This window comes from Enterobacter sp. SLBN-59 (assembly GCF_024807915.1).
GTDB classification, from domain to species: domain Bacteria; phylum Pseudomonadota; class Gammaproteobacteria; order Enterobacterales; family Enterobacteriaceae; genus Enterobacter; species Enterobacter asburiae_B.
In genome coordinates this window covers 3209455-3229630 of the sequence record NZ_JANUFI010000001.1, presented here as the reverse complement: position 1 = coordinate 3229630, position 20176 = coordinate 3209455, and the positions used below count along the sequence as shown (strand labels likewise).

Annotated in this window: 17 protein-coding genes; 5 read left to right on the top strand and 12 right to left on the bottom strand. The window is 56.4% G+C overall.

What is annotated here, in order from left to right:
- Positions 1 to 2: 2 nt before the first annotated feature.
- The 7 genes from rffC to trxA form a co-directional block, all read right to left on the bottom strand.
- Positions 3 to 680, bottom strand: a complete 678-nt coding sequence (gene rffC / locus M2422_RS15350; protein ID WP_064673092.1) for a dTDP-4-amino-4,6-dideoxy-D-galactose acyltransferase — start codon at positions 678 to 680, stop codon at positions 3 to 5.
- Entirely contained in the window at positions 677 to 1942 is a 1266-nt protein-coding gene (wecC, locus tag M2422_RS15345) for a UDP-N-acetyl-D-mannosamine dehydrogenase (RefSeq protein WP_064673093.1), read from the bottom strand. Before wecC ends, rffC begins: the two co-directional genes overlap by 4 nt.
- Positions 1939 to 3069 (bottom strand): non-hydrolyzing UDP-N-acetylglucosamine 2-epimerase, encoded by a 1131-nt coding sequence (gene wecB, locus M2422_RS15340; RefSeq protein WP_039264262.1) that lies wholly within the window; start codon positions 3067 to 3069, stop codon positions 1939 to 1941. The genes wecC and wecB overlap by 4 nt, the downstream gene beginning before the upstream one ends.
- Before the next feature lie 56 nt (positions 3070 to 3125).
- Positions 3126 to 4172 (bottom strand): ECA polysaccharide chain length modulation protein, encoded by a 1047-nt coding sequence (gene wzzE / locus M2422_RS15335; protein ID WP_033146914.1) that lies wholly within the window; start codon positions 4170 to 4172, stop codon positions 3126 to 3128.
- Between the two features lie 13 nt (positions 4173 to 4185).
- Positions 4186 to 5289, bottom strand: a complete 1104-nt coding sequence (gene wecA / locus M2422_RS15330; RefSeq protein ID WP_023309645.1) for a UDP-N-acetylglucosamine--undecaprenyl-phosphate N-acetylglucosaminephosphotransferase — start codon at positions 5287 to 5289, stop codon at positions 4186 to 4188.
- A gap of 242 nt (positions 5290 to 5531) precedes the next feature.
- Positions 5532 to 6791, bottom strand: a complete 1260-nt coding sequence (rho, locus tag M2422_RS15325; protein ID WP_008501566.1) for a transcription termination factor Rho — start codon at positions 6789 to 6791, stop codon at positions 5532 to 5534.
- A gap of 345 nt (positions 6792 to 7136) precedes the next feature.
- The gene (trxA, locus tag M2422_RS15320; RefSeq protein WP_006179218.1) at positions 7137 to 7466 is read right to left on the bottom strand and encodes a thioredoxin TrxA; all 330 of its coding nucleotides are present in this window, start codon (positions 7464 to 7466) and stop codon (positions 7137 to 7139) included.
- Between the two features lie 144 nt (positions 7467 to 7610).
- On the opposite strand from trxA, the gene rhlB reads away from it, so the two are divergent.
- Together rhlB and gppA are read left to right on the top strand one after the other, a co-directional pair.
- Positions 7611 to 8879: an ATP-dependent RNA helicase RhlB gene (gene rhlB, locus M2422_RS15315; protein WP_023309646.1), complete on the top strand. Its 1269-nt coding sequence runs from the start codon at positions 7611 to 7613 to the stop codon at positions 8877 to 8879.
- 6 nt (positions 8880 to 8885) lie between these two features.
- Positions 8886 to 10370 (top strand): guanosine-5'-triphosphate,3'-diphosphate diphosphatase, encoded by a 1485-nt coding sequence (gene gppA, locus M2422_RS15310; protein ID WP_048975637.1) that lies wholly within the window; start codon positions 8886 to 8888, stop codon positions 10368 to 10370.
- A 58-nt stretch (positions 10371 to 10428) separates the two neighbouring features.
- Here gppA and rep read toward each other — a convergent pair whose 3' ends face one another.
- A complete protein-coding gene (rep, locus tag M2422_RS15305) occupies positions 10429 to 12453 on the bottom strand; it encodes a DNA helicase Rep (RefSeq protein WP_023309648.1) in 2025 nt (674 codons plus the stop codon).
- 112 nt (positions 12454 to 12565) lie between these two features.
- Here rep and ppiC (M2422_RS15300) point away from each other — a divergent pair, with 112 nt between their 5' ends.
- The gene (gene ppiC / locus M2422_RS15300; RefSeq protein ID WP_064673095.1) at positions 12566 to 12847 is read left to right on the top strand and encodes a peptidylprolyl isomerase PpiC; all 282 of its coding nucleotides are present in this window, start codon (positions 12566 to 12568) and stop codon (positions 12845 to 12847) included.
- A 50-nt stretch (positions 12848 to 12897) separates the two neighbouring features.
- Positions 12898 to 13179 (top strand): peptidylprolyl isomerase PpiC, encoded by a 282-nt coding sequence (gene ppiC / locus M2422_RS15295; protein ID WP_023309650.1) that lies wholly within the window; start codon positions 12898 to 12900, stop codon positions 13177 to 13179.
- Positions 13180 to 13271: 92 nt separating this feature from the next.
- On the opposite strand, the gene ilvC is transcribed toward ppiC (M2422_RS15295), so the two are convergent.
- Complete coding sequence (gene ilvC, locus M2422_RS15290; protein WP_023333828.1) at positions 13272 to 14747, bottom strand: ketol-acid reductoisomerase; 1476 nt, start codon at positions 14745 to 14747, stop codon at positions 13272 to 13274.
- Between the two features lie 152 nt (positions 14748 to 14899).
- Between ilvC and ilvY the strand changes: the two genes are divergently transcribed.
- On the top strand, positions 14900 to 15790 hold the full coding sequence (gene ilvY, locus M2422_RS15285; protein WP_023333829.1) for an HTH-type transcriptional activator IlvY: 891 nt from the start codon (positions 14900 to 14902) through the stop codon (positions 15788 to 15790).
- Here the strand turns inward: ilvY and ilvA are convergent.
- From ilvA to ilvE, 3 genes are read right to left on the bottom strand one after another with little or no spacing between them, the layout of a single operon-like run.
- Positions 15787 to 17331, bottom strand: coding sequence for a threonine ammonia-lyase, biosynthetic (gene ilvA / locus M2422_RS15280; RefSeq protein WP_155739947.1), 1545 nt, complete (start codon positions 17329 to 17331; stop codon positions 15787 to 15789). The genes ilvY and ilvA overlap by 4 nt on opposite strands.
- A gap of 2 nt (positions 17332 to 17333) precedes the next feature.
- A complete protein-coding gene (gene ilvD / locus M2422_RS15275) occupies positions 17334 to 19184 on the bottom strand; it encodes a dihydroxy-acid dehydratase (RefSeq protein WP_064673097.1) in 1851 nt (616 codons plus the stop codon).
- Positions 19185 to 19244: 60 nt separating this feature from the next.
- On the bottom strand, positions 19245 to 20174 hold the full coding sequence (ilvE, locus tag M2422_RS15270; protein WP_023309654.1) for a branched-chain-amino-acid transaminase: 930 nt from the start codon (positions 20172 to 20174) through the stop codon (positions 19245 to 19247).
- Positions 20175 to 20176: the final 2 nt, after the last annotated feature.

Below are 20176 nucleotides of genomic sequence, written 5' to 3'. Positions count from 1 at the left end.
TGTCACCTGTATAACCAGTAGGCGGTGGCGTCGATGTTGGCACCACTCGCAATGTAACGTTTAAGCGCGGCGGTGTTGCCCAGTTGGGTCGCGACCCGCAGCGTCACAAGCTGTTGCTGCTGCGCCCAGTGCAGCGCCGCCTGCATGAGTTTCTCACCCATGCCGCGCCCGGCTAATAAGCCGATACGCGCCTCGCGCTCGTTGAGCTTACGCAGCGAGACGAACCCCTGGATTTGACCGTCCCCTGCACGGAAAACCAGGCAGACGTGGTCAAAGGTGCCTTTGACCGCATTCTCTATCCACTGGGCATAGAAACGTCCGCTATCGTCAGGCGCATACCAGGGCGCACGAAAGCGGCTCTGAGCAAACGCCTGGGCCGCCATCTGACGCAGCACGGGGATGTCCTGCTCTGTTGCAATTTCCGCGCCGGACGCATCGTGCCGGGTAAGGTTAATGGAAAGGTCTACCTCACCTTCAACCAGCTGAAAGCCGTGTTGCTGGAGCGCATCAAGCAGATCGGCTCGCTCCGCCGGGATCTTAGCCTGCACCCGTTGCCAGGCGATAAAATCCGGTTCAGCCAGCACCGACGCATCATCACGCAGACGCACGATGGCCGACGGCAGGCCGAAAAAGGCACTCTCCCACTGCAGGGACTCGAGCACCCCATTCAGGCTGTTCAACGCCAGACACCTTTGGTATCCACAATATACTGCTGACGAACGGCATCGCCGGACGTTGCTTTAAACTCTTTATGATCCACCAGCAGCACCAGCACGTCCGCCGTCGCCAGCGCGTCGTCCAGCGCCGTCAGCGTGCAGTGTTGTCCCGCCAGTTTTGCCGGCAATTCATGGATATTCGGCTCAACCACCAGCGTTTCACCCTTGTGCCATTCGGCAATCATCTCGGCAATTTCCATCGCCGGGCTTTCACGCAGATCGTCAATATTGGGTTTGAATGCCAGACCAAAGCAGGCAATTTTCAGCTCGCTGGCGCGCTTGCCGCTCTCTGCCAGACAATCCGCTACCGTCGCTTTAACCTGATTGAGCACCCAGTGAGGCTTGCTGTCGTTCACTTCACGCGCGGTGCGAATCAGACGCGCCTGCGCCGGATTTTGCGCCACGATAAACCACGGGTCGACGGCGATACAGTGTCCGCCCACACCCGGACCTGGCTGGAGAATGTTCACACGCGGATGGCGATTGGCCAGACTAATCAGCTCCCAGACGTTAATCCCCTGATCGGCACAGATCAGCGACAGTTCGTTCGCAAAGGCGATATTGACGTCGCGGAAGCTGTTTTCCGTTAGCTTGCACATCTCGGCGGTGCGGGAGTTGGTCACCACGCACTCACCTTCCAGGAAAATCTTGTACAGCGCGCTGGCACGTTCGGAACAGACGGGCGTCATACCGCCAATGACGCGGTCGTTTTTAATCAGTTCGACCATGACCTGGCCTGGCAGCACGCGCTCCGGACAGTAGGCGATGTTGATATCCGCCTGCTCCCCCGCCTGCTGCGGGAAGCTTAAATCAGGGCGCGCGTCGGCCAGCCACTGTGCCATCTGCTCGGTAGCGCCGACCGGAGAGGTTGATTCCAGGATCACCAGCGCCCCTTTCTTCAGCACAGGCGCTATGGATTTTGCCGCCGCCTCGACGAACGCCATGTCGGGCTCGTGGTCGCCTTTAAACGGGGTAGGGACGGCAATCAGGTAGGCATCCGCTTCAACTGGCGTCGTGCTGGCACGCAGGAAGCCTCCCTCCACCGCCTCTTTCACCACACGGTCAAGATCGGGCTCCACAATATGAATCTCGCCACGGTTAATGGTTTCTACCGCCCGTGCGTTGATATCCACACCGACAACCTGTTTCTGACGAGAGGCGAACGCGGCCGCAGTAGGCAAGCCAATGTAGCCAAGACCGATGACAGAGATGGTAGTAAAACTCATAGCGATACCCGATTGTGTTTAAGTGCTTGCAAAATACGGCCACAAGCCTGCCCGTCTCCGTACGGATTATGGGCCCGGCTCATCGCCTGATACGCTTCATCGTCATGCAGCAGGCGCGTGACCTCTTCGACGATGAGCTGCGCGTTGGTGCCGACCAGCCGCACCGTACCGGCTTTGACGGCTTCCGGACGTTCGGTCGTTTCACGCATCACCAGCACCGGTTTGCCGAGGGATGGCGCTTCTTCCTGAATGCCGCCGGAATCGGTGAGGATCAGCCAGGCGTGGTTCATCAGCCAGACAAACGGCATGTAGTCCTGAGGTTCAATCAGAAGGACATTGTCGACATGGCCCAGGATCCGGTTAACCGGCTCGCTGACGTTAGGGTTAAGGTGTACTGGATAGACAATTTGCACATCGTCGTTCTGCGCGGCGATTTCAGCCAGCGCGTGACAGATTTGCTCGAAACCCCGGCCAAAGCTTTCGCGACGGTGGCCAGTAACCAGAATGGTTTTTTTGCCGTTGTGAAGGAACGGATAGCGGGCAGCGAGCTCTTTTTGAAGATCGCTGTTTGCCAGGACGCGGTCACGTACCCAGATTAACGCGTCAATGACCGTATTGCCGGTCACAAAGATTTTGTTATCGGCGATATTTTCACGCAGCAGGTTCTGACGCGAGTTTTCCGTTGGCGCAAAGTGGTACATCGCCAGATGACCCGTTAACGTGCGGTTGGCCTCCTCCGGCCACGGCGAATAAAGATTGCCGGTACGCAGACCCGCCTCCACATGCCCCACGGGAATTCGCTGGTAAAACGCGGCCAGGCTTGTCGCCACGGTTGTGGTGGTGTCACCGTGAACCAGCACCACGTCAGGCTTGAATGACTCCAGGATCGGCTTTAGCTCTTGCAGAATGCGACAGGTTATTTCCGTTAATCCTTGCCCCGGTTTCATAATATTAAGGTCGTAATCCGGGACGATGGAGAAGAGCGTTAAAACCTGATCGAGCATCTCACGGTGTTGGGCAGTGACGCACACTTTCGCTTCAATATCAGGATCGCAGGCCAGCGCATGAACCAGAGGTGCCATCTTAATGGCCTCCGGCCTGGTGCCAAATACGGTTAGTACTTTCACATCGATTCTCTTCGATTAGGCGATGAAGGCCGCAGCCTTCATCGTAGACGGCGTTCTTAGTTTTTGCGACGACGCGTTAACGCCACGCCAGCGCCCGTCAGTGCGCCTACAATCCCCCACATAATCATCAGGAATGCACGACGCGGACTATCGCGTTTTACAGGTTCTTCAGGCGTTCGCAAATAACGATAGGTCTGAAAACGCGGGTCCAGAGATGGACCGACATTAAGCGTATTGAGCATCGCGCGATTTTGATCGTAATCGAGGTCAAAATCAGGACCGACGGCCTGGAGGTTTTCCAGACGCGCCTGCAACATAGGGCGACCAAGGAGGAACATCTCTGAATCAGGCAGCTCATCGGCCGGCACGTCAGTCTCAGTACGGGAAATATTGCGCTGTTCCGCAATTTTCAGCGCCTGCTCAATGTTATGCACGCGGCGACCGAAAATGGTATTCGCCACCTCTTCCTGACGTTTCACCTGGGCTTTCATCTGGATAGTACGAGCCGCCCAGGCACCTTTAAGCTCTTCGTTAAGATGGCTTGCGGCACGCTGGCTGGCAAACGCGACGTACTGACGCAACAGGTTGTTGGCATCCGGCGCGGTTTCTGCAATCAGCTTGACGCTGTCATTCACGTTACGCAGCGCGTCGCCCGGCATAAACTGAATATTGTTAATCAGATCGTCCAGCAGGGCGGCGTCGGCTTTTGTATTATCAACCCGACGCTGCTTGTAGTAATCCGTCTGGGACCAGAAATCGCGTCGGGTATCCCACGAAGCCAGCTGCATCACAAACTCTTTATAGGCTTCATCCATAACGGAAGCCTGGTCTGGCGTAGCAAGACTGGCTTTGATGTCCAGGTTACGCAGGAATTGCTGCTGGGAATAGTATCCCCCGAGCATGTTAACCGTTGGCTTGTCTGTAATTGCCGTGGCGCTCCACTCTTGTTTTGCAAAGAACGTATAGGCCAGCGCTAACAGTGCAAACCCCAGCGCGATCCCCGCAATCCAAAGTTTGCCTGCCCATAACACGCGAAACAAACCCCGAATATCCAGTTCATTCTCAGTTACCACTGATTTCGCTCCCGCCAACGGTTGAGTCATCATAGTCCCGGTTTTACTTAGTTAATGTTGTATTTTTGCCACTGTTACGACGCATCCTGCGTTTAAGACGTTTAATAAATCGCGCTACTTTCCATGCGCGCTTAATGCAGTAGCCGTACAGGAAAAATGCCAGCAAGAATAATGCCAACATAACCCACTCAGGAATAATATGAGAATATTCTGCAGCTACACCAATCGCGGCCAAAATAGCGGCGGCCAGAGTAATCAGCACAAACGCCTGACGAGAAGTAAAACCCGCACGCATGATGAGATGATGAATATGTTGGCGGTCAGGAGAGAAAGGACTCATCCCCTTGCGCAGGCGGCGATACATAATCGCCACCATATCCATTAATGGAATGGCAATAATCCACAGCGCGGTTACGGGGCTTATCGGATGGGTTTGGCCCTGTGTGGTTTCAAGCAGGATCCAGATAACCGTAAAACCAATCAGCGTACTGCCCGCGTCACCCATAAAGACTTTATAGCGACGGCCCAGCACACCGAGATTTAAGAGAATATAAGGCAGAATGGCGGCAATCATGGCAAAACACCACATTGCCAGACTGTACTGACCATCAAACCATAAAATAATGCCGATAGCGGCGAACGAGACGGATGACAACCCACCGAGCAGGCCGTCAATGCCATCCACCATGTTGAAAGCATTGATTGCCGCCCAGACGGCAAAGAGCGTCAGGAAGAAGCCAAATGGACCCAGGACTAACTCCCAGGGGCCAAATACATAGCCGAGGCTTCGCAGATACAGTCCGCCCACTACCATCATCACCACGCCAATGGCCGCCTGAACGGTAGCGCGTATTTTCACCGCAATATCGAACCGGTCATCAAGGGCCCCGACTAACACCAGGACACCGGCGCAGGCAATGTAGAGGGCGGCATGCGGGATATAATAATCGGCAATACCAAACGTGAAGCAAATCCCTGCGTAAACAGAAATCCCGCCGACTAAAGGAATAAGTCCCTGATGGCGTTTACGAAAATTTGGCTTATCCACCAACCCTATTCGTTTTGCCACCTTGCGCGCAATGAACAAAAAACAGGTTGTGAATAAAAAAATACTGATCAGTTCAGTAACGGCGGTGAATAGATTCACAATGGATTGCTCTCAACAAATGTTAGTCCCGGAAGTATAACCATGAAGCCACAGCCTCAGAAGTAATAAAGATGGCTTCTGACTACTCCCTTTGTATATTTTTCAATCAATTATTTCTTTAGCTGCACAAACGACCCTATTGTCGCACCGACCGGTCAAAATTGGGAGTAGATGGTACTAGCGTATAGTCCATAAAAGAAAAACGCCACGTAAAAACGTGGCGTTCGCTGGCTTTATTTGCGTTACGAGCGTTTCATCATGTCGAAGAAATCGTCGTTGGTTTTGGTCATCGCCAGTTTGTTAATGAGGAACTCCATCGCGTCAATTTCACCCATTGGATGGATGATTTTGCGCAGGATCCACATTTTCTGCAGCTCTTCCTGCGTGGTGAGCAGCTCTTCTTTACGGGTACCGGAACGGTTGTAGTCGATAGCCGGGAAGACGCGTTTCTCAGCGATTTTACGAGAAAGGTGCAGTTCCATGTTACCTGTACCTTTAAATTCTTCGTAAATTACTTCGTCCATTTTAGAACCGGTATCGATCAGCGCCGTGGCGATGATGGTCAGGCTACCGCCCTCTTCCACGTTACGTGCGGCACCGAAGAAGCGTTTCGGGCGATGCAGGGCGTTAGCATCCACACCACCGGTCAGTACTTTACCTGACGCCGGAACGACGGTGTTGTAGGCACGCGCCAGACGGGTGATGGAGTCAAGCAGGATGATCACGTCTTTCTTGTGCTCAACCAGGCGTTTCGCCTTCTCGATAACCATTTCCGCAACCTGAACGTGGCGAGATGCCGGTTCGTCGAAGGTAGAAGCAACCACTTCACCTTTAACCAGACGCTGCATCTCGGTCACTTCTTCCGGACGTTCGTCGATCAGCAGCACCATCAGCACGCAGTCTGGGTGGTTATAAGCGATGCTCTGCGCGATGTTCTGCAGTAGCATGGTTTTACCCGCCTTCGGCGGTGCCACAATCAGACCACGCTGGCCGCGACCAATTGGTGATGCCAGATCCAGAACACGCGCGGTTAAGTCTTCAGTTGAACCGTTACCACGCTCCATGCGCAGGCGAGAGTTCGCGTGCAGCGGCGTTAAGTTCTCAAAGAGGATCTTATTACGCGAGTTTTCCGGTTTGTCGAAGTTAACTTCATTGACTTTCAACAGCGCAAAGTAGCGTTCACCCTCTTTAGGAGGACGAATCTTACCTGAAATGGTGTCACCAGTGCGGAGGTTGAAACGGCGGATTTGGCTGGGGGATACGTAGATGTCGTCAGGGCCGGCGAGGTAGGAGCTGTCTGCAGAGCGGAGGAAACCAAATCCGTCTTGCAATATCTCCAGCACACCGTCGCCAAAGATATCTTCGCCACTCTTAGCGTGCTGCTTCAGGATGGCGAAAATGATGTCCTGCTTGCGCATACGGGCCTGGTTTTCCAGTCCCATATTTTCGCCGAGAGTGATCAGCTCAGAAACCGGCGTATTCTTTAATTCGGTAAGATTCATAATGGTGTGGGTTCTTAAACTCGGGGTGATTCTCGAACTTAATGTTGTGAATGGTATGGCAGGGTCATCCATGCCTGTTTAGCGGCCATCAACTCATGTCTGTTCGCTGTCTGGTCACAGGGAAAGAACGCAGAACTGAAACGACAAGACGGATTGAGTGACAAGCCCGGAATTTAGCCACTTCACGCACTGTTCATGTTAACAACGGGAAGTATCGGGTAAAACAAGATTCAAACAACAAGATATGTTTAAAACGAAGTCATAGCTAACTTAGCACGACTTCAGCTGGGCGTCCAGAGTTCCACATCATTTAGCCGGGAGCCCTGAACGCACAGCGGAGAAACCTTACGCCAGGTTAGCGTCCAGGAACTCTTTCAGTTGACCTTTGGACAGCGCGCCCACTTTGGTCGCTGCCACTTCGCCGTTTTTGAACAGCAGAAGGGTTGGGATGCCACGGATACCGTATTTTGGTGCGGTGCCCGGGTTCTGGTCGATGTTCAGCTTGGCAACGGTCAGTTTGCCCTGATATTCGTCAGCGATCTCATCCAGAATCGGGGCGATCATTTTGCAAGGACCACACCATTCAGCCCAGAAATCGACGAGGATCAGCCCGTCAGCCTTAAGTACGTCCGTGTCAAAACTGTCGTCAGTCAGGTGAATAATTTTATCGCTCATATATAACTCCACAGGAATAAGCCTGGTACGTTGGTTTTGTCTCCACCAACGACGTGTTGATGTCGCATTAACCAACTAAAGGTTGACTTTATTTCACCGGATACGCTTTCGTAAAGCAATAGTAAGCTGATATTCTACCACACTATGAGCAAAACACATTTAACAGAACAGAAGTTTTCCGACTTCGCGCTGCACCCGAAGGTGATTGAAGCCCTTGAAAATAAAGGGTTTCATAACTGCACGCCCATTCAGGCCCTCGCGCTGCCGCTGACGCTGGCCGGTCGCGATGTTGCCGGGCAGGCGCAAACCGGTACCGGCAAAACGATGGCGTTTTTAACGTCAACGTTTCATTATTTACTTTCTCACCCAGCGATTGCAGACCGCAAAGTTAACCAGCCGCGCGCGCTAATTATGGCACCGACGCGAGAACTGGCGGTACAGATCCACGCAGACGCTGAACCCCTGGCGCAGTCTACCGGACTGAAGCTTGGCCTGGCCTATGGCGGCGACGGCTACGATAAACAGCTGAAAGTGCTGGAAAGCGGTGTGGATATCCTGATCGGTACCACCGGCCGTCTTATCGATTACGCCAAACAGAACCACATTAACCTCGGCGCAATCCAGGTTGTAGTGCTCGATGAAGCTGACCGCATGTACGATCTGGGCTTCATTAAAGACATTCGCTGGCTGTTCCGCCGCATGCCGCCGGCCAATCAGCGTCTGAACATGCTGTTCTCCGCTACCCTTTCTTATCGCGTACGCGAGCTGGCGTTCGAACAGATGAACAACGCCGAATATGTAGAAGTGGAACCTGAGCAGAAAACGGGTCACCGCATTAAAGAAGAGCTCTTCTACCCTTCCAATGAAGAGAAAATGCGTCTGCTGCAAACGCTGATTGAAGAAGAGTGGCCAGATCGCGCCATTATCTTCGCGAACACCAAACACCGTTGTGAAGACATCTGGGGCCATCTGGCTGCAGACGGTCACCGTGTTGGTCTGCTGACTGGCGACGTGGCGCAGAAAAAACGCCTGCGTATTCTTGAAGAGTTTACCCGTGGCGATCTCGATATTCTGGTCGCAACCGACGTTGCCGCTCGTGGTCTGCACATTCCGGCCGTGACGCACGTCTTTAACTACGATCTGCCAGACGACTGCGAAGACTACGTACACCGCATCGGTCGTACCGGTCGTGCGGGCGCAAGCGGTCACTCGATTAGCCTTGCGTGTGAAGAGTATGCGCTGAATCTTCCAGCCATTGAGACGTATATCGGTCACTCTATCCCGCAGAGCAAATACAATCCGGAAGCGCTGTTAAGCGAACTGCCGCCGCCTAAGCGTCTAACCCGCCCACGCTCCGGCAATGGTCCGCGTCGTTCAGGTGGCGCGCCGCGTAATCGTCGTCGTTCAGGTTAAGAAAATATGCTCAGCTCCACCTCGCTTTATGCGGCAATTGATCTCGGTTCGAATAGTTTTCATATGCTGGTTGTGCGCGAGGTGGCGGGAAGCATACAAACGCTGACGCGCATCAAGCGCAAGGTCCGCCTCGCGGCGGGCCTGAGCAGCGATAATCACCTCTCCCCTGAAGCCATGGAACGTGGCTGGCAGTGTCTGCGGCTCTTTGCCGAACGTCTGCAGGATATCCCGCACGCCCAAATCACCGTGGTCGCCACTGCGACACTCCGCCTGGCGGTCAACGCCGTGGATTTCATTGCCAGAGCGCAGGAAATTCTGGGTTGTCCGGTACAGGTTATCAGCGGTGAAGAAGAGGCTCGCCTGATTTACCAGGGCGTTGCGCACACCACGGGAGGTGACGATCGCCGTCTGGTGGTGGATATCGGCGGTGCCAGTACCGAGCTTGTGACCGGCACCGGCGCGCAGGCAACGTCGCTGTTCAGCCTGTCGATGGGCTGCGTGACCTGGCTTGAGCGCTACTTTACCGATCGGAACCTGGCGAAAGAGAACTTCGACGAGGCAGAAAACGCCGCGCGCGAGGTATTACGCCCGGTGATGGACGAGCTGCGCTATCACGGCTGGAAAGTCTGCGTGGGTGCCTCGGGTACCGTGCAGGCTCTGCAGGAAATCATGATGGCGCAGGGAATGGACGAGCGGATTACGCTTGCCAAACTTCAGCAGCTTAAACAGCGCGCCATTCAGTGCGGACGCCTGGAAGAGCTGGAAATTGAAGGCCTGACGCTGGAACGCGCGCTGGTCTTCCCGAGCGGGCTGGCTATTCTTATCGCCATTTTCACCGAGCTGAACATCCAGTGTATGACCCTGGCCGGCGGCGCGCTGCGCGAAGGTCTGGTCTACGGGATGTTACATCTGTCGGTCGATCAGGATATCCGCAGCCGTACCCTGCGCAACGTTCAGCGTCGTTTTCTGGTTGATATCGATCAGGCAGGACGCGTATCGCAGCTGGCGTCACGCTTCGCCGATCAGGTTGCTAACGTCTGGGATCTTGACCATCTGAGCCGGGATTTACTGCTGAGCGCCTGTGCGTTACATGAAGTGGGGCTGAGCATTGATTTTAAGCAGGCACCTGCTCATGCAGCGTATCTGGTGCGAAACCTGGATTTACCGGGCTATACGCCTGCGCAGAAAAAATTGCTGGCCACGCTGCTGCTGAACCAGACCAACGCCGTCGATCTCTCCTCTTTGCATCAGCAAAACGCCGTACCGCCTCGCGTGGCCGAGCATCTGTGCCGCCTGCTGCGTCTGGCGATCCTGTTTGCCAGCCGCCGCCGCGATGATTTGCTGCCGGCCATTAATCTGGTGGCCGATGACGAGAAGCTTTCGCTGACGCTGCCGGAGAACTGGATTGATCGTCACCCGTTAGGGGCAGAGATGATCGAGCAGGAGTGCCAGTGGCAGAGCTACGTGCACTGGGTGCTTGAGGTAAAGTAATACGCTGAACAGTACCGGGTGGCGGCTTCGCCTTACCCGGCCTACAACCCCTTCGAACTCATCCTTTCTCTTTGGCTTTTGCCAGCATGGCGCGGATGTTTGCCACGTTAGCCTGACCCTTGTGCATCCGCTCTTCTGCGGTAATCACTTTGCGCTCCTGTTCCCAGATCAGGTCATCCTGCGGCAGTTCCAGCAGGAAACGACTCGGCTCCGGGCGAACCAGTTCACCGTACTGGCGGCGCTCTTTACACAGCGTAAACGTCAGCTCTTTCTGCGCGCGGGTGATCCCCACGTAGGCCAGACGGCGCTCCTCGTCGACATTGTCTTCATCAATGCTGCTCTGGTGCGGCAACAATCCCTCTTCCATGCCGACCAGATACACATACGGGAACTCCAGCCCTTTTGACGCATGCAGCGTCATCAGCTGAACCTGATCGGCCTCTTCTTCGCTCTCGCCGCGCTCCATCATGTCGCGAAGGGTAAAGCGGGTGACCACCTGCGTCAGGGTCATCGGCTCGTCGATTTCAGAGCCCTCCAGCATTTCGGTCATCCAGCTGAAGAGCTGGTTAACGTTTTTCATGCGCATCTCAGCCGCCTTCGGGCTGGCTGAGGTTTCATACAGCCAGGACTCATAGTCGATGCCGTGAATGAGATCGCGCACTGCCGCCACCGGCTCCCGCTCCGCGAGACGCTGCACTTCGCCGAGCCAGTGGGTGAAGCGGGTTAACGAGTCATACCCGCGTCCGGTTAACGTCTGGCTCAGCCCCATGTCGAAGCTGGCGGTAAACATACTTTTGTTGCGGGTCATCGCCCACTCGCCGAGCTTTTGCAGCGTCGCCGGGCCAATCTCGCGTTTAGGCGTATTCACGATGCGCAGAAACGCGCTGTCGTCATCCGGGTTTGTGAGCACCCGCAGATAGGCCAGCAGATCTTTGATTTCTGGCCGTGAGAAGAACGACGTGCCGCCCGAAATTTTGTACGGAATGCGGTTCTGCATCAGCATCTTTTCAAAGACGCGCGACTGGTGATTGCCGCGATAGAGGATCGCGTAATCCTTATATTCGGTTTTGTTGACGAAGTGGTGAGCGATGAGTTCGCCCGTCACGCGCTCCGCTTCATGGTCCTCATTGTTGGCGCTGAGCACTTTCAGCTCCGTGCCGTAGCCCAGTTCGGAGAAGAGACGCTTCTCAAACACGTGCGGGTTATTGGCAATCAGGATATTTGCCGCCTTCAGGATACGCCCGGAGGAACGGTAGTTTTGCTCCAGCTTAATCACCTGCAGGGCGGGGAAATCTTTGCTCAGCAGCACCAGGTTTTGTGGGCGCGCACCGCGCCAGGAGTAAATTGACTGGTCGTCATCGCCTACCACGGTGAAACGCGCGCGCTGCCCCACCAGCAGCTTCACCAGCTCGTACTGGCTGGTGTTGGTGTCCTGATATTCATCCACCAGCAGGTAGCGGATTTTATTCTGCCAGCGCTCGCGCACCTCTTCATTGCGCTGCAGCAGCAGCGTGGGCAGCAGGATCAGATCGTCAAAGTCCAGCACGTTACACGCTTTCATATGCGCATCGTACAGACCGTAGCAGTGGGCGAAAATCCGATCCCGTTCGCCTTTGGCGATCGCCGCGGCCTGGGCCGGCGTCATCAGATCGTTTTTCCAGTTCGAGATCGTCGAGATCAGCTGCTGCAACAGCACCTTGTCATCTTCGATCAGCCCCTCGGTGAGCTCTTTGAGCAGCGCCACCTGATCGGTATCGTCAAAAAGCGAGAAGTTGGACTTCATTCCCAGCGCCGCATACTCGCGTTTGATGATATCCAGCCCCAGCGTGTGGAAGGTGGAGATCATCAGGCCGCGCGCCTCTTTACGGCCCAGCGTCTGGCCGACGCGCTCTTTCATCTCGCGCGCCGCTTTATTGGTAAAGGTGACCGCCGCAATGTGTCGCGCCTGATATCCGCAGTTGTGGATCAAATGGGCGATTTTGTTGGTGATCACGCGGGTTTTACCCGAACCGGCCCCTGCCAGCACCAGGCATGGTCCAGTAACGAATTCGACCGCTTGTTGTTGTCCAGGGTTTAAACGCATGGGAGTGTTGCTCAATCTTCGAACGGGGTGTGGATTGTAGCAGAAAGCCGGGCGCAGATTTACCGGCTAATGATAAAGTGGAGAAATCGCGTTTAACCCGTAGAGCAGAACCATGAAAAAGACCGCAGCAGCCCTGCATATTCTGGTAAAAGAGGAGAAACTGGCTCAGGAGATCCTGGCCAAGCTGGAGCGCGGCATCAGCTTTGATCATCTGGCAAAGCGCTACTCTAAATGCCCGTCCGGGCGCAATGGCGGGGATCTCGGCGAGTTTCAACAAGGTGCGATGCTCGGCCCGTTCGATCGGGCGGTCTTTAGCTGCCCGCTTCTGAAGCCCTACGGCCCGGTAAAAACCAAATTTGGCTACCATATCATTAAGGTGCTTTATCGCCGCTGACGCGTGGTATATTGCGCCCCGATTTATTTCAACCTATTCAAGGCACGATCATGGCAAAAACAGCAGCAGCAGTGCACATCCTTGTTAAAGAAGAGAAACTGGCTTTAGATCTTCTGGAGCAGATTAAAAACGGTGCCGACTTCGGCAAGCTGGCGAAGAAGCATTCCATCTGCCCGTCAGGCAAACGCGGCGGCGATCTGGGTGAGTTCCGCCAGGGCCAGATGGTTCCGGCGTTCGATAAAGTGGTGTTCTCCTGCCCGGTGCTGGAGCCAACCGGCCCGCTGCACACGCAGTTCGGCTACCACATTATTAAAGTACTGTATCGGAAATAAACAGCAAGGCCTTCTCTTAGAGAAGGCCTTGAATGTTTCACCCTCTCCCAGTGGGAGAGGGGCGGGGTGAGGGCATCAGCCCGCACCAGGTGTTAACCCGCTACCGCGATACGCTTCATATCGGTCATGTAGCCACGCAGTTTGTGACCCACTTTCTCGATCTGGTGGCTGCGAATCGCTTCGTTCACATCACGCAGCTGCGCGTTATCCACGGCACCTTCCGCAATCGCTTTACCCAGATCGCCCGTCTGCAGAGTGGTCATAAACTCTTTCAGCAGCGGTACGCAGGCGTAAGAGAACAGGTAGTTACCGTATTCTGCGGTATCAGAGATCACCACGTTCATTTCGTACAGACGCTTACGGGCGATGGTATTCGCGATCAGCGGCAGCTCGTGCAGAGATTCGTAGTACGCGGACTCTTCGATGATGCCGGAATCCACCATGGTTTCGAACGCCAGCTCAACGCCTGCTTTCACCATGGCGATCATCAGTACGCCTTTATCGAAGTACTCCTGCTCGCCGATTTTACCTTCGTACTGTGGCGCGGTTTCGAACGCGGTTTTACCGGTCTCTTCACGCCAGGTCAGCAGGTTTTTATCGTCGTTCGCCCAGTCTGCCATCATGCCGGAAGAGAATTCACCGGAGATGATGTCGTCCATATGTTTCTGGAACAGCGGCGCCATGATGGTTTTCAGCTGTTCAGACAGCGCGTAAGCACGCAGTTTTGCCGGGTTGGACAGACGGTCCATCATCAGCGTAATACCGCCCTGCTTCAGCGCTTCGGTGATGGTTTCCCAGCCGAACTGAATCAGTTTTTCCGCGTAGGCCGGGTCGGTGCCTTCTTCCACCAGCTTGTCGAAGCACAGCAGAGAACCGGCCTGCAGCATGCCGCACAGAATGGTCTGCTCACCCATCAGGTCAGATTTCACTTCGGCAACGAAGGAAGATTCCAGCACGCCCGCACGGTGGCCGCCGGTCGCCGCTGCCCACGCTTTGGCAATCGCCATGCCTTCGCCTTTCGGATCGTTTTCCGGGTGAACTGCGATAAGCGTCGGCACGCCGAAGCCACGTTTGTACTCTTCGCGTACTTCCGTACCCGGACATTTCGGTGCCACCATCACCACGGTGATGTCTTTACGGATCTGCTCGCCCACTTCAACGATGTTGAAGCCGTGGGAGTAACCCAGCGCGGCGCCGTCTTTCATCAGCGGCTGTACGGAACGCACTACGTCAGAGTGCTGTTTGTCCGGGGTCAGGTTAACCACCAGATCCGCCTGCGGGATCAGCTCTTCGTAGGTGCCCACTTTGAAGCCGTTTTCGGTCGCTTTACGCCAGGAAGCACGCTTCTCGGCAATCGCTTCTTTACGCAGGGCATAGGAGATATCCAGACCGGAGTCACGCATGTTCAGGCCCTGGTTCAGACCCTGTGCGCCACAGCCGACGATGACCACTTTTTTACCCTGAAGGTAGCTCGCGCCATCGGCAAATTCGTCGCGCGCCATGAAGCGGCATTTGCCCAGCTGCGCCAGCTGCTGGCGCAAGTTCAGTGTATTAAAGTAGTTAGCCATGGGTGATACCTCGTGATGTTGTGTGTCTTATTGTTCGGTTCGCGCTTCAGCGAGAATGTACCCACATTACAACAGGAAATTTATTGCGGAAATTGATATATTCACAACGTCATATTGCAATTTTTGCAATGTAAAAAGAGGGAGTGGAATCGGTGGATTTACGCGATCTGAAAATGTTCCTGCACCTGGCGGAAAGCCGCCATTTTGGCCGCAGCGCCCGGGCGATGCACGTTAGCCCCTCCACGCTTTCACGCCAGATCCAGCGCCTTGAGGAGGACCTCGGCCAGCCGCTGTTCGTGCGCGATAACCGCACCGTCACCCTCACGGAAGCGGGTGAAGAACTGCGCATTTTTGCCCAGCAAACGCTGCTACAGTACCAGCAGCTGCGACACTCAATTGACCAGCAGGGGCCGTCGCTTTCCGGCGAGCTGCATATTTTCTGCTCCGTGACCGCCGCCTACAGCCATCTGCCGCCCATCCTTGACCGCTTCCGCGCGGCGCATCCGTCGGTTGAAATTAAGCTCACCACCGGCGACGCCTCCGACGCAATGGAAAAAGTGGTGACGGGCGAAGCGGATCTCGCCATAGCAGGGAAACCCGAAACCCTGCCGGGCGCGGTGGCATTCTCAATGCTGGAGAATCTGGCGGTGGTACTGATTGCCCCGGCGCTGCCCTGCCCGGTGCGTAACCAGGTGTCGGTGGAAAAACCGGACTGGTCGACGGTGCCGTTTATCATGGCCGATCAGGGGCCGGTGCGCCGCCGCATAGAGCTGTGGTTCCGTCGTCAGAAGATCAGCAACCCGTCGATTTACGCCACGGTTAGCGGCCATGAGGCGATGGTGTCGATGGTAGCGCTGGGCTGCGGCGTGGCGCTTCTGCCGGAAGTGGTGCTGGAGAACAGCCCGGAACCGGTGCGCAATCGCGTGATGATTCTGGAGCGCAGCGACGAGAAGACGCCGTTTGAGCTTGGCGTGTGCGCACAAAAAAAGCGGCTGCATGAGCCGCTTATTGATGCGTTCTGGACGATATTGCCGAACCACTAGCCTGCCAGGAAGAAGCGGAAGGCCGGGTTATGGGTTTCGTCGTGGCACTCATAGCCCAGCTCGTTCAGCCGCGTTTCGAAATCCGGCTCGTGCTCGCCCAGTTCGAACGCCGCCAGCACGCGGCCATAGTCGGTGCCGTGGCTGCGGTAGTGGAACAGGGAAATGTTCCAGTGCGTGCCCAGCGTGTGCAGGAACTTGAGCAGCGCGCCCGGTGATTCCGGGAACTCGAAGCTAAACAGACGTTCCATGAGCGGCTTCGATGGACGCCCGCCGACCATGTAGCGCACATGCAGCTTCGCCATCTCATCGTCAGAAAGATCGACCACGCTGTAGCCGCCCTCATGCAGCAGGTTGAGGATCTCTTTGCGCTCCTCCACGCCGCGGCTCAGACGCACGCCGACAAAAATGCAGGCGTCTTTGGCATCGGCAAAACGGTAGTTAAATTCCGTCACCGAACGGCCGCCCAGCAGCTGGCAGAACTTCAGGAAGCTGCCCTTCTCTTCAGGAATCGTCACCGCCAGCAGCGCTTCCCGCTGTTCACCCAGCTCGCAGCGCTCGGAAACGTAGCGCAGACCGTGGAAGTTCACGTTCGCTCCAGACAGCACGTGCGCCAGCCGCTCGCCGCGAATGTTGTGCTGCGCGATGTATTTCTTCATTCCCGCCAGCGCCAGCGCGCCTGACGGTTCCGCCACCGCACGCACATCCTCGAACAGATCCTTCATCGCCGCGCAGATGGCGTCGCTATCAACCGTGACGATATCGTCGAGATACTCCTGACACAGGCGGAAGGTTTCATCCCCAATGCGCTTCACCGCCACGCCCTCGGCAAACAGCCCGACGCGCGGCAGATCTACCGGATGACCCGCATCCAGCGCCGCTTTCAGGCAGGCAGAGTCTTCCGCTTCAACGGCAATGACTTTGATCTGCGGCATCAGCTGTTTGATCAGTACCGCCACGCCTGCGGCCAGGCCACCGCCGCCCACCGGGACGAAGACGCGGTCGAGATGGGCATCCTGCTGCAGCAGTTCCAGCGCCAGCGTGCCCTGCCCGGCAATCACCATCGGGTGGTCGAACGGCGGCACCCAGGTGAAACCCTGCTGCTGCGCCAGCTCAATCGCTTTGGCTTTGGCTTCGTCAAAGTTGGCACCGTGGAGCAGCACCTCGCCGCCGAAACCGCGGACCGCATCGACTTTGATATCTGCGGTAGCAACCGGCATCACGATCAGCGCTTTCAGCCCCAGACGGGCAGACGAGAACGCCACGCCCTGGGCGTGGTTGCCCGCCGACGCGGTAATCACGCCGCGCGCTTTCTGCTCGTCGGTCAGCCCGGCCATCATCGCGTAGGCGCCGCGCAGCTTGAAGCTGTGCACCGGCTGGCGGTCTTCGCGCTTCACCAGAATGACGTTGTCGAGGCGCGAAGAGAGTTTTTCCATTTTCTGCAGGGGCGTGACCTGCACGGCTTCATAGACCGGCGCGCGTAACACCGCTCTCAGGTATTCCGCCCCCTCAGGGGCGGCGGATAAGGGTTGTGACTCGGCCATCATTAGCCCCCAAGTTTAGATTTATCGCGCACCGCGCCTTTATCTGCACTGGTGGCAAGGCTCGCGTAGGCGCGCAGAGCGAAGGAGACTTCACGCTGGCGGTCTTTCGGCGTCCAGGCTTTGTCGCCGCGGGCTCCCTGCGCTTCACGACGGGCCGCAATTTCCTGGTCGCTCAGCTTCAGCTGAATGCCGCGATTCGGAATGTCGATTTCGATCAGGTCGCCATCTTCGATGATGGCGATGTTGCCGCCGCTTGCCGCTTCCGGCGAAACGTGGCCGATAGAGAGGCCGGAGGTGCCGCCGGAGAAACGTCCGTCGGTGATCAGCGCACACGCTTTACCGAGTCCCATAGATTTCAGGAAGGTGGTTGGGTAGAGCATCTCCTGCATGCCCGGGCCGCCTTTCGGCCCTTCGTAGCGAATGACAACCACGTCGCCTTCCACCACTTTGCCGCCGAGAATCGCGTCTACCGCTTCATCCTGGCTTTCGTATACCTTCGCCGGACCGGTGAATTTCAGGATGCTGTCGTCCACGCCTGCGGTTTTCACGATGCAGCCGTTTTCCGCGAAGTTACCGTACAGCACGGCCAGACCGCCGTCTTTGCTATAGGCATGTTCCAGCGAGCGGATGCAGCCTTCGGCGCGGTCGTCGTCCAGAGTGTCCCAGCGGCAATCCTGCGAGAACGCCTGGGTGGTGCGAATCCCGGCAGGACCGGCGCGGAACATCTTTTTCACCGCGTCGTCTTTGGTCAGCATCACGTCGTACTGGTCCAGCGACTCAGGCAGCGTCAGGCCGAGCACGTTTTTCACTTCACGGTTCAGCAGCCCGGCGCGATCCAGCTCGCCCAAAATGCCCAGCACGCCGCCCGCGCGGTGTACGTCTTCCATATGGTACTTCTGGGTGCTCGGCGCGACCTTACACAGCTGCGGGACTTTGCGGGACAGCTTGTCGATGTCGCTCATGGTGAAGTCGATTTCGGCTTCCTGCGCGGCAGCCAGCAGGTGCAGAACGGTGTTGGTGGAGCCGCCCATGGCGATATCCAGCGTCATCGCGTTTTCGAACGCGGCTTTGCTGGCGATGTTGCGCGGCAGCGCGCTGGCGTCGTCCTGCTCGTAGTAGCGTTTGGTCAGCTCAACGATGCGCTTACCGGCGTTGAGGAACAGCTGCTTACGGTCGGCGTGGGTCGCCAGCAGCGAACCGTTGCCCGGCTGAGACAGGCCCAGCGCTTCGGTCAGGCAGTTCATGGAGTTGGCGGTGAACATACCGGAACAGGAGCCGCAGGTCGGGCACGCGGAGCGTTCCACCTGGTCGCTCTGCTCATCAGACACTTTCGGGTCCGCGCCCTGGATCATCGCATCGACCAGGTCGAGCTTGATGATTTTGTCGGAGAGCTTGGTTTTCCCCGCTTCCATCGGGCCGCCGGAGACGAAGATCACCGGAATGTTCAGGCGCAGGGAGGCCATCAGCATCCCCGGGGTGATTTTGTCGCAGTTGGAGATGCAGACCATCGCATCGGCGCAGTGGGCGTTAACCATATACTCTACGGAGTCGGCGATCAGCTCGCGCGACGGCAGTGAATAGAGCATGCCCCCGTGCCCCATCGCGATACCGTCATCCACCGCAATGGTGTTGAACTCTTTTGCCACGCCGCCAGAGGCTTCGATTTGCTCGGCAACCAGCTTACCGAGATCGCGCAGGTGCACGTGGCCCGGTACAAACTGGGTGAAGGAGTTCACCACGGCGATAATCGGCTTGCCGAAATCGGCGTCGGTCATTCCGGTGGCGCGCCACAGCGCGCGGGCTCCCGCCATATTACGGCCGTGGGTGGTGGTGGCTGAACGATACTTAGGCATGCTTTATTGACTCCCGTCTGACTATTTAATGGGACGGTGCGTGCCGTCCCAAATTTATGCTTAGTGATTAACCTGATCCAACCAGCCGTATTTATCTTCTGTCTCGCCGGTGAAGAGGCCGAAGAACGCTTGCTGAATACGTTTGGTGACCGGGCCACAGCGGCCTTCGCCCACCTGGATACCGTCCACGCTGCGTACCGGCGTGATTTCAGCCGCCGTACCGGACATGAACACTTCATCCGCCAGATACAGGGATTCGCGGGACAGCACCTGCTCGCGCACTTCGATACCCAGATCTTTCGCCAGCTTGATGATGGCGTCACGGGTGATGCCCGGCAGCGCGGACGAGGTGAACGGCGGCGTGAACAAAATGCCGTCTTTTACTTCAAACAGGTTTTCGCCCGCACCTTCAGAGATGTAGCCATTTACGTCGAGGGCGATCCCTTCCTGATAGCCGTGGCGGCGCGCTTCGCTACCGACCAACAGAGAAGAGAGATAGTTACCGCCTGCTTTCGCGGCGGTCGGGATGGTGTTTGGCGCCACGCGGTTCCAGGAAGAGACCATTGCGTCGATCCCCTGCTCCAGGGCTTCTGCACCCAGGTAAGCACCCCACGGGAACGCGGCAATAATCACATCTGTGGTATAGCCGGCTGGCGGGTTCACGCCCATACCGACATCGCCTACGAAGACCAGCGGACGAATATAGGCGCTGGTCAGGTTGTTCTTGCGAATCACGTCGCGGCAGGCTTCCATCAGCTCATCAACGCTTTGTGAAACCGGGAAACGATAAATTTTGGCTGAGTCATGCAGACGCTGCATGTGTTCGCGATGGCGGAACACCACTGGCCCTTTGTGAGAATCGTAGCAGCGGATGCCTTCAAATACGGAGGTACCGTAGTGCAGCGCGTGGGACATCACGTGGACCTTCGCGTCCTCCCAGCGAACCATCTCACCGTTGAACCAAATGTAATCAGCTTTTTTTGTCGTCATTT

What these genes read in the sequence shown, in the direction of transcription:
- wecC (WP_064673093.1), bottom strand. Translation starts at nt 1,942, where the DNA reads ATGAGTTTTACTACCATCTCTGTCATCGGTCTTGGCTACATTGGCTTG.
- wzzE (WP_033146914.1), bottom strand. Translation starts at nt 4,172, where the DNA reads ATGACTCAACCGTTGGCGGGAGCGAAATCAGTGGTAACTGAGAATGAA.
- rho (WP_008501566.1), bottom strand. Translation starts at nt 6,791, where the DNA reads ATGAATCTTACCGAATTAAAGAATACGCCGGTTTCTGAGCTGATCACT.
- trxA (WP_006179218.1), bottom strand. Translation starts at nt 7,466, where the DNA reads ATGAGCGATAAAATTATTCACCTGACTGACGACAGTTTTGACACGGAC.
- rhlB (WP_023309646.1), top strand. Translation starts at nt 7,611, where the DNA reads ATGAGCAAAACACATTTAACAGAACAGAAGTTTTCCGACTTCGCGCTG.
- gppA (WP_048975637.1), top strand. Translation starts at nt 8,886, where the DNA reads ATGCTCAGCTCCACCTCGCTTTATGCGGCAATTGATCTCGGTTCGAAT.
- rep (WP_023309648.1), bottom strand. Translation starts at nt 12,453, where the DNA reads ATGCGTTTAAACCCTGGACAACAACAAGCGGTCGAATTCGTTACTGGA.
- ppiC (WP_064673095.1), top strand. Translation starts at nt 12,566, where the DNA reads ATGAAAAAGACCGCAGCAGCCCTGCATATTCTGGTAAAAGAGGAGAAA.
- ppiC (WP_023309650.1), top strand. Translation starts at nt 12,898, where the DNA reads ATGGCAAAAACAGCAGCAGCAGTGCACATCCTTGTTAAAGAAGAGAAA.
- ilvC (WP_023333828.1), bottom strand. Translation starts at nt 14,747, where the DNA reads ATGGCTAACTACTTTAATACACTGAACTTGCGCCAGCAGCTGGCGCAG.
- ilvA (WP_155739947.1), bottom strand. Translation starts at nt 17,331, where the DNA reads ATGGCCGAGTCACAACCCTTATCCGCCGCCCCTGAGGGGGCGGAATAC.
- ilvD (WP_064673097.1), bottom strand. Translation starts at nt 19,184, where the DNA reads ATGCCTAAGTATCGTTCAGCCACCACCACCCACGGCCGTAATATGGCG.
- ilvE (WP_023309654.1), bottom strand. Translation starts at nt 20,174, where the DNA reads ATGACGACAAAAAAAGCTGATTACATTTGGTTCAACGGTGAGATGGTT.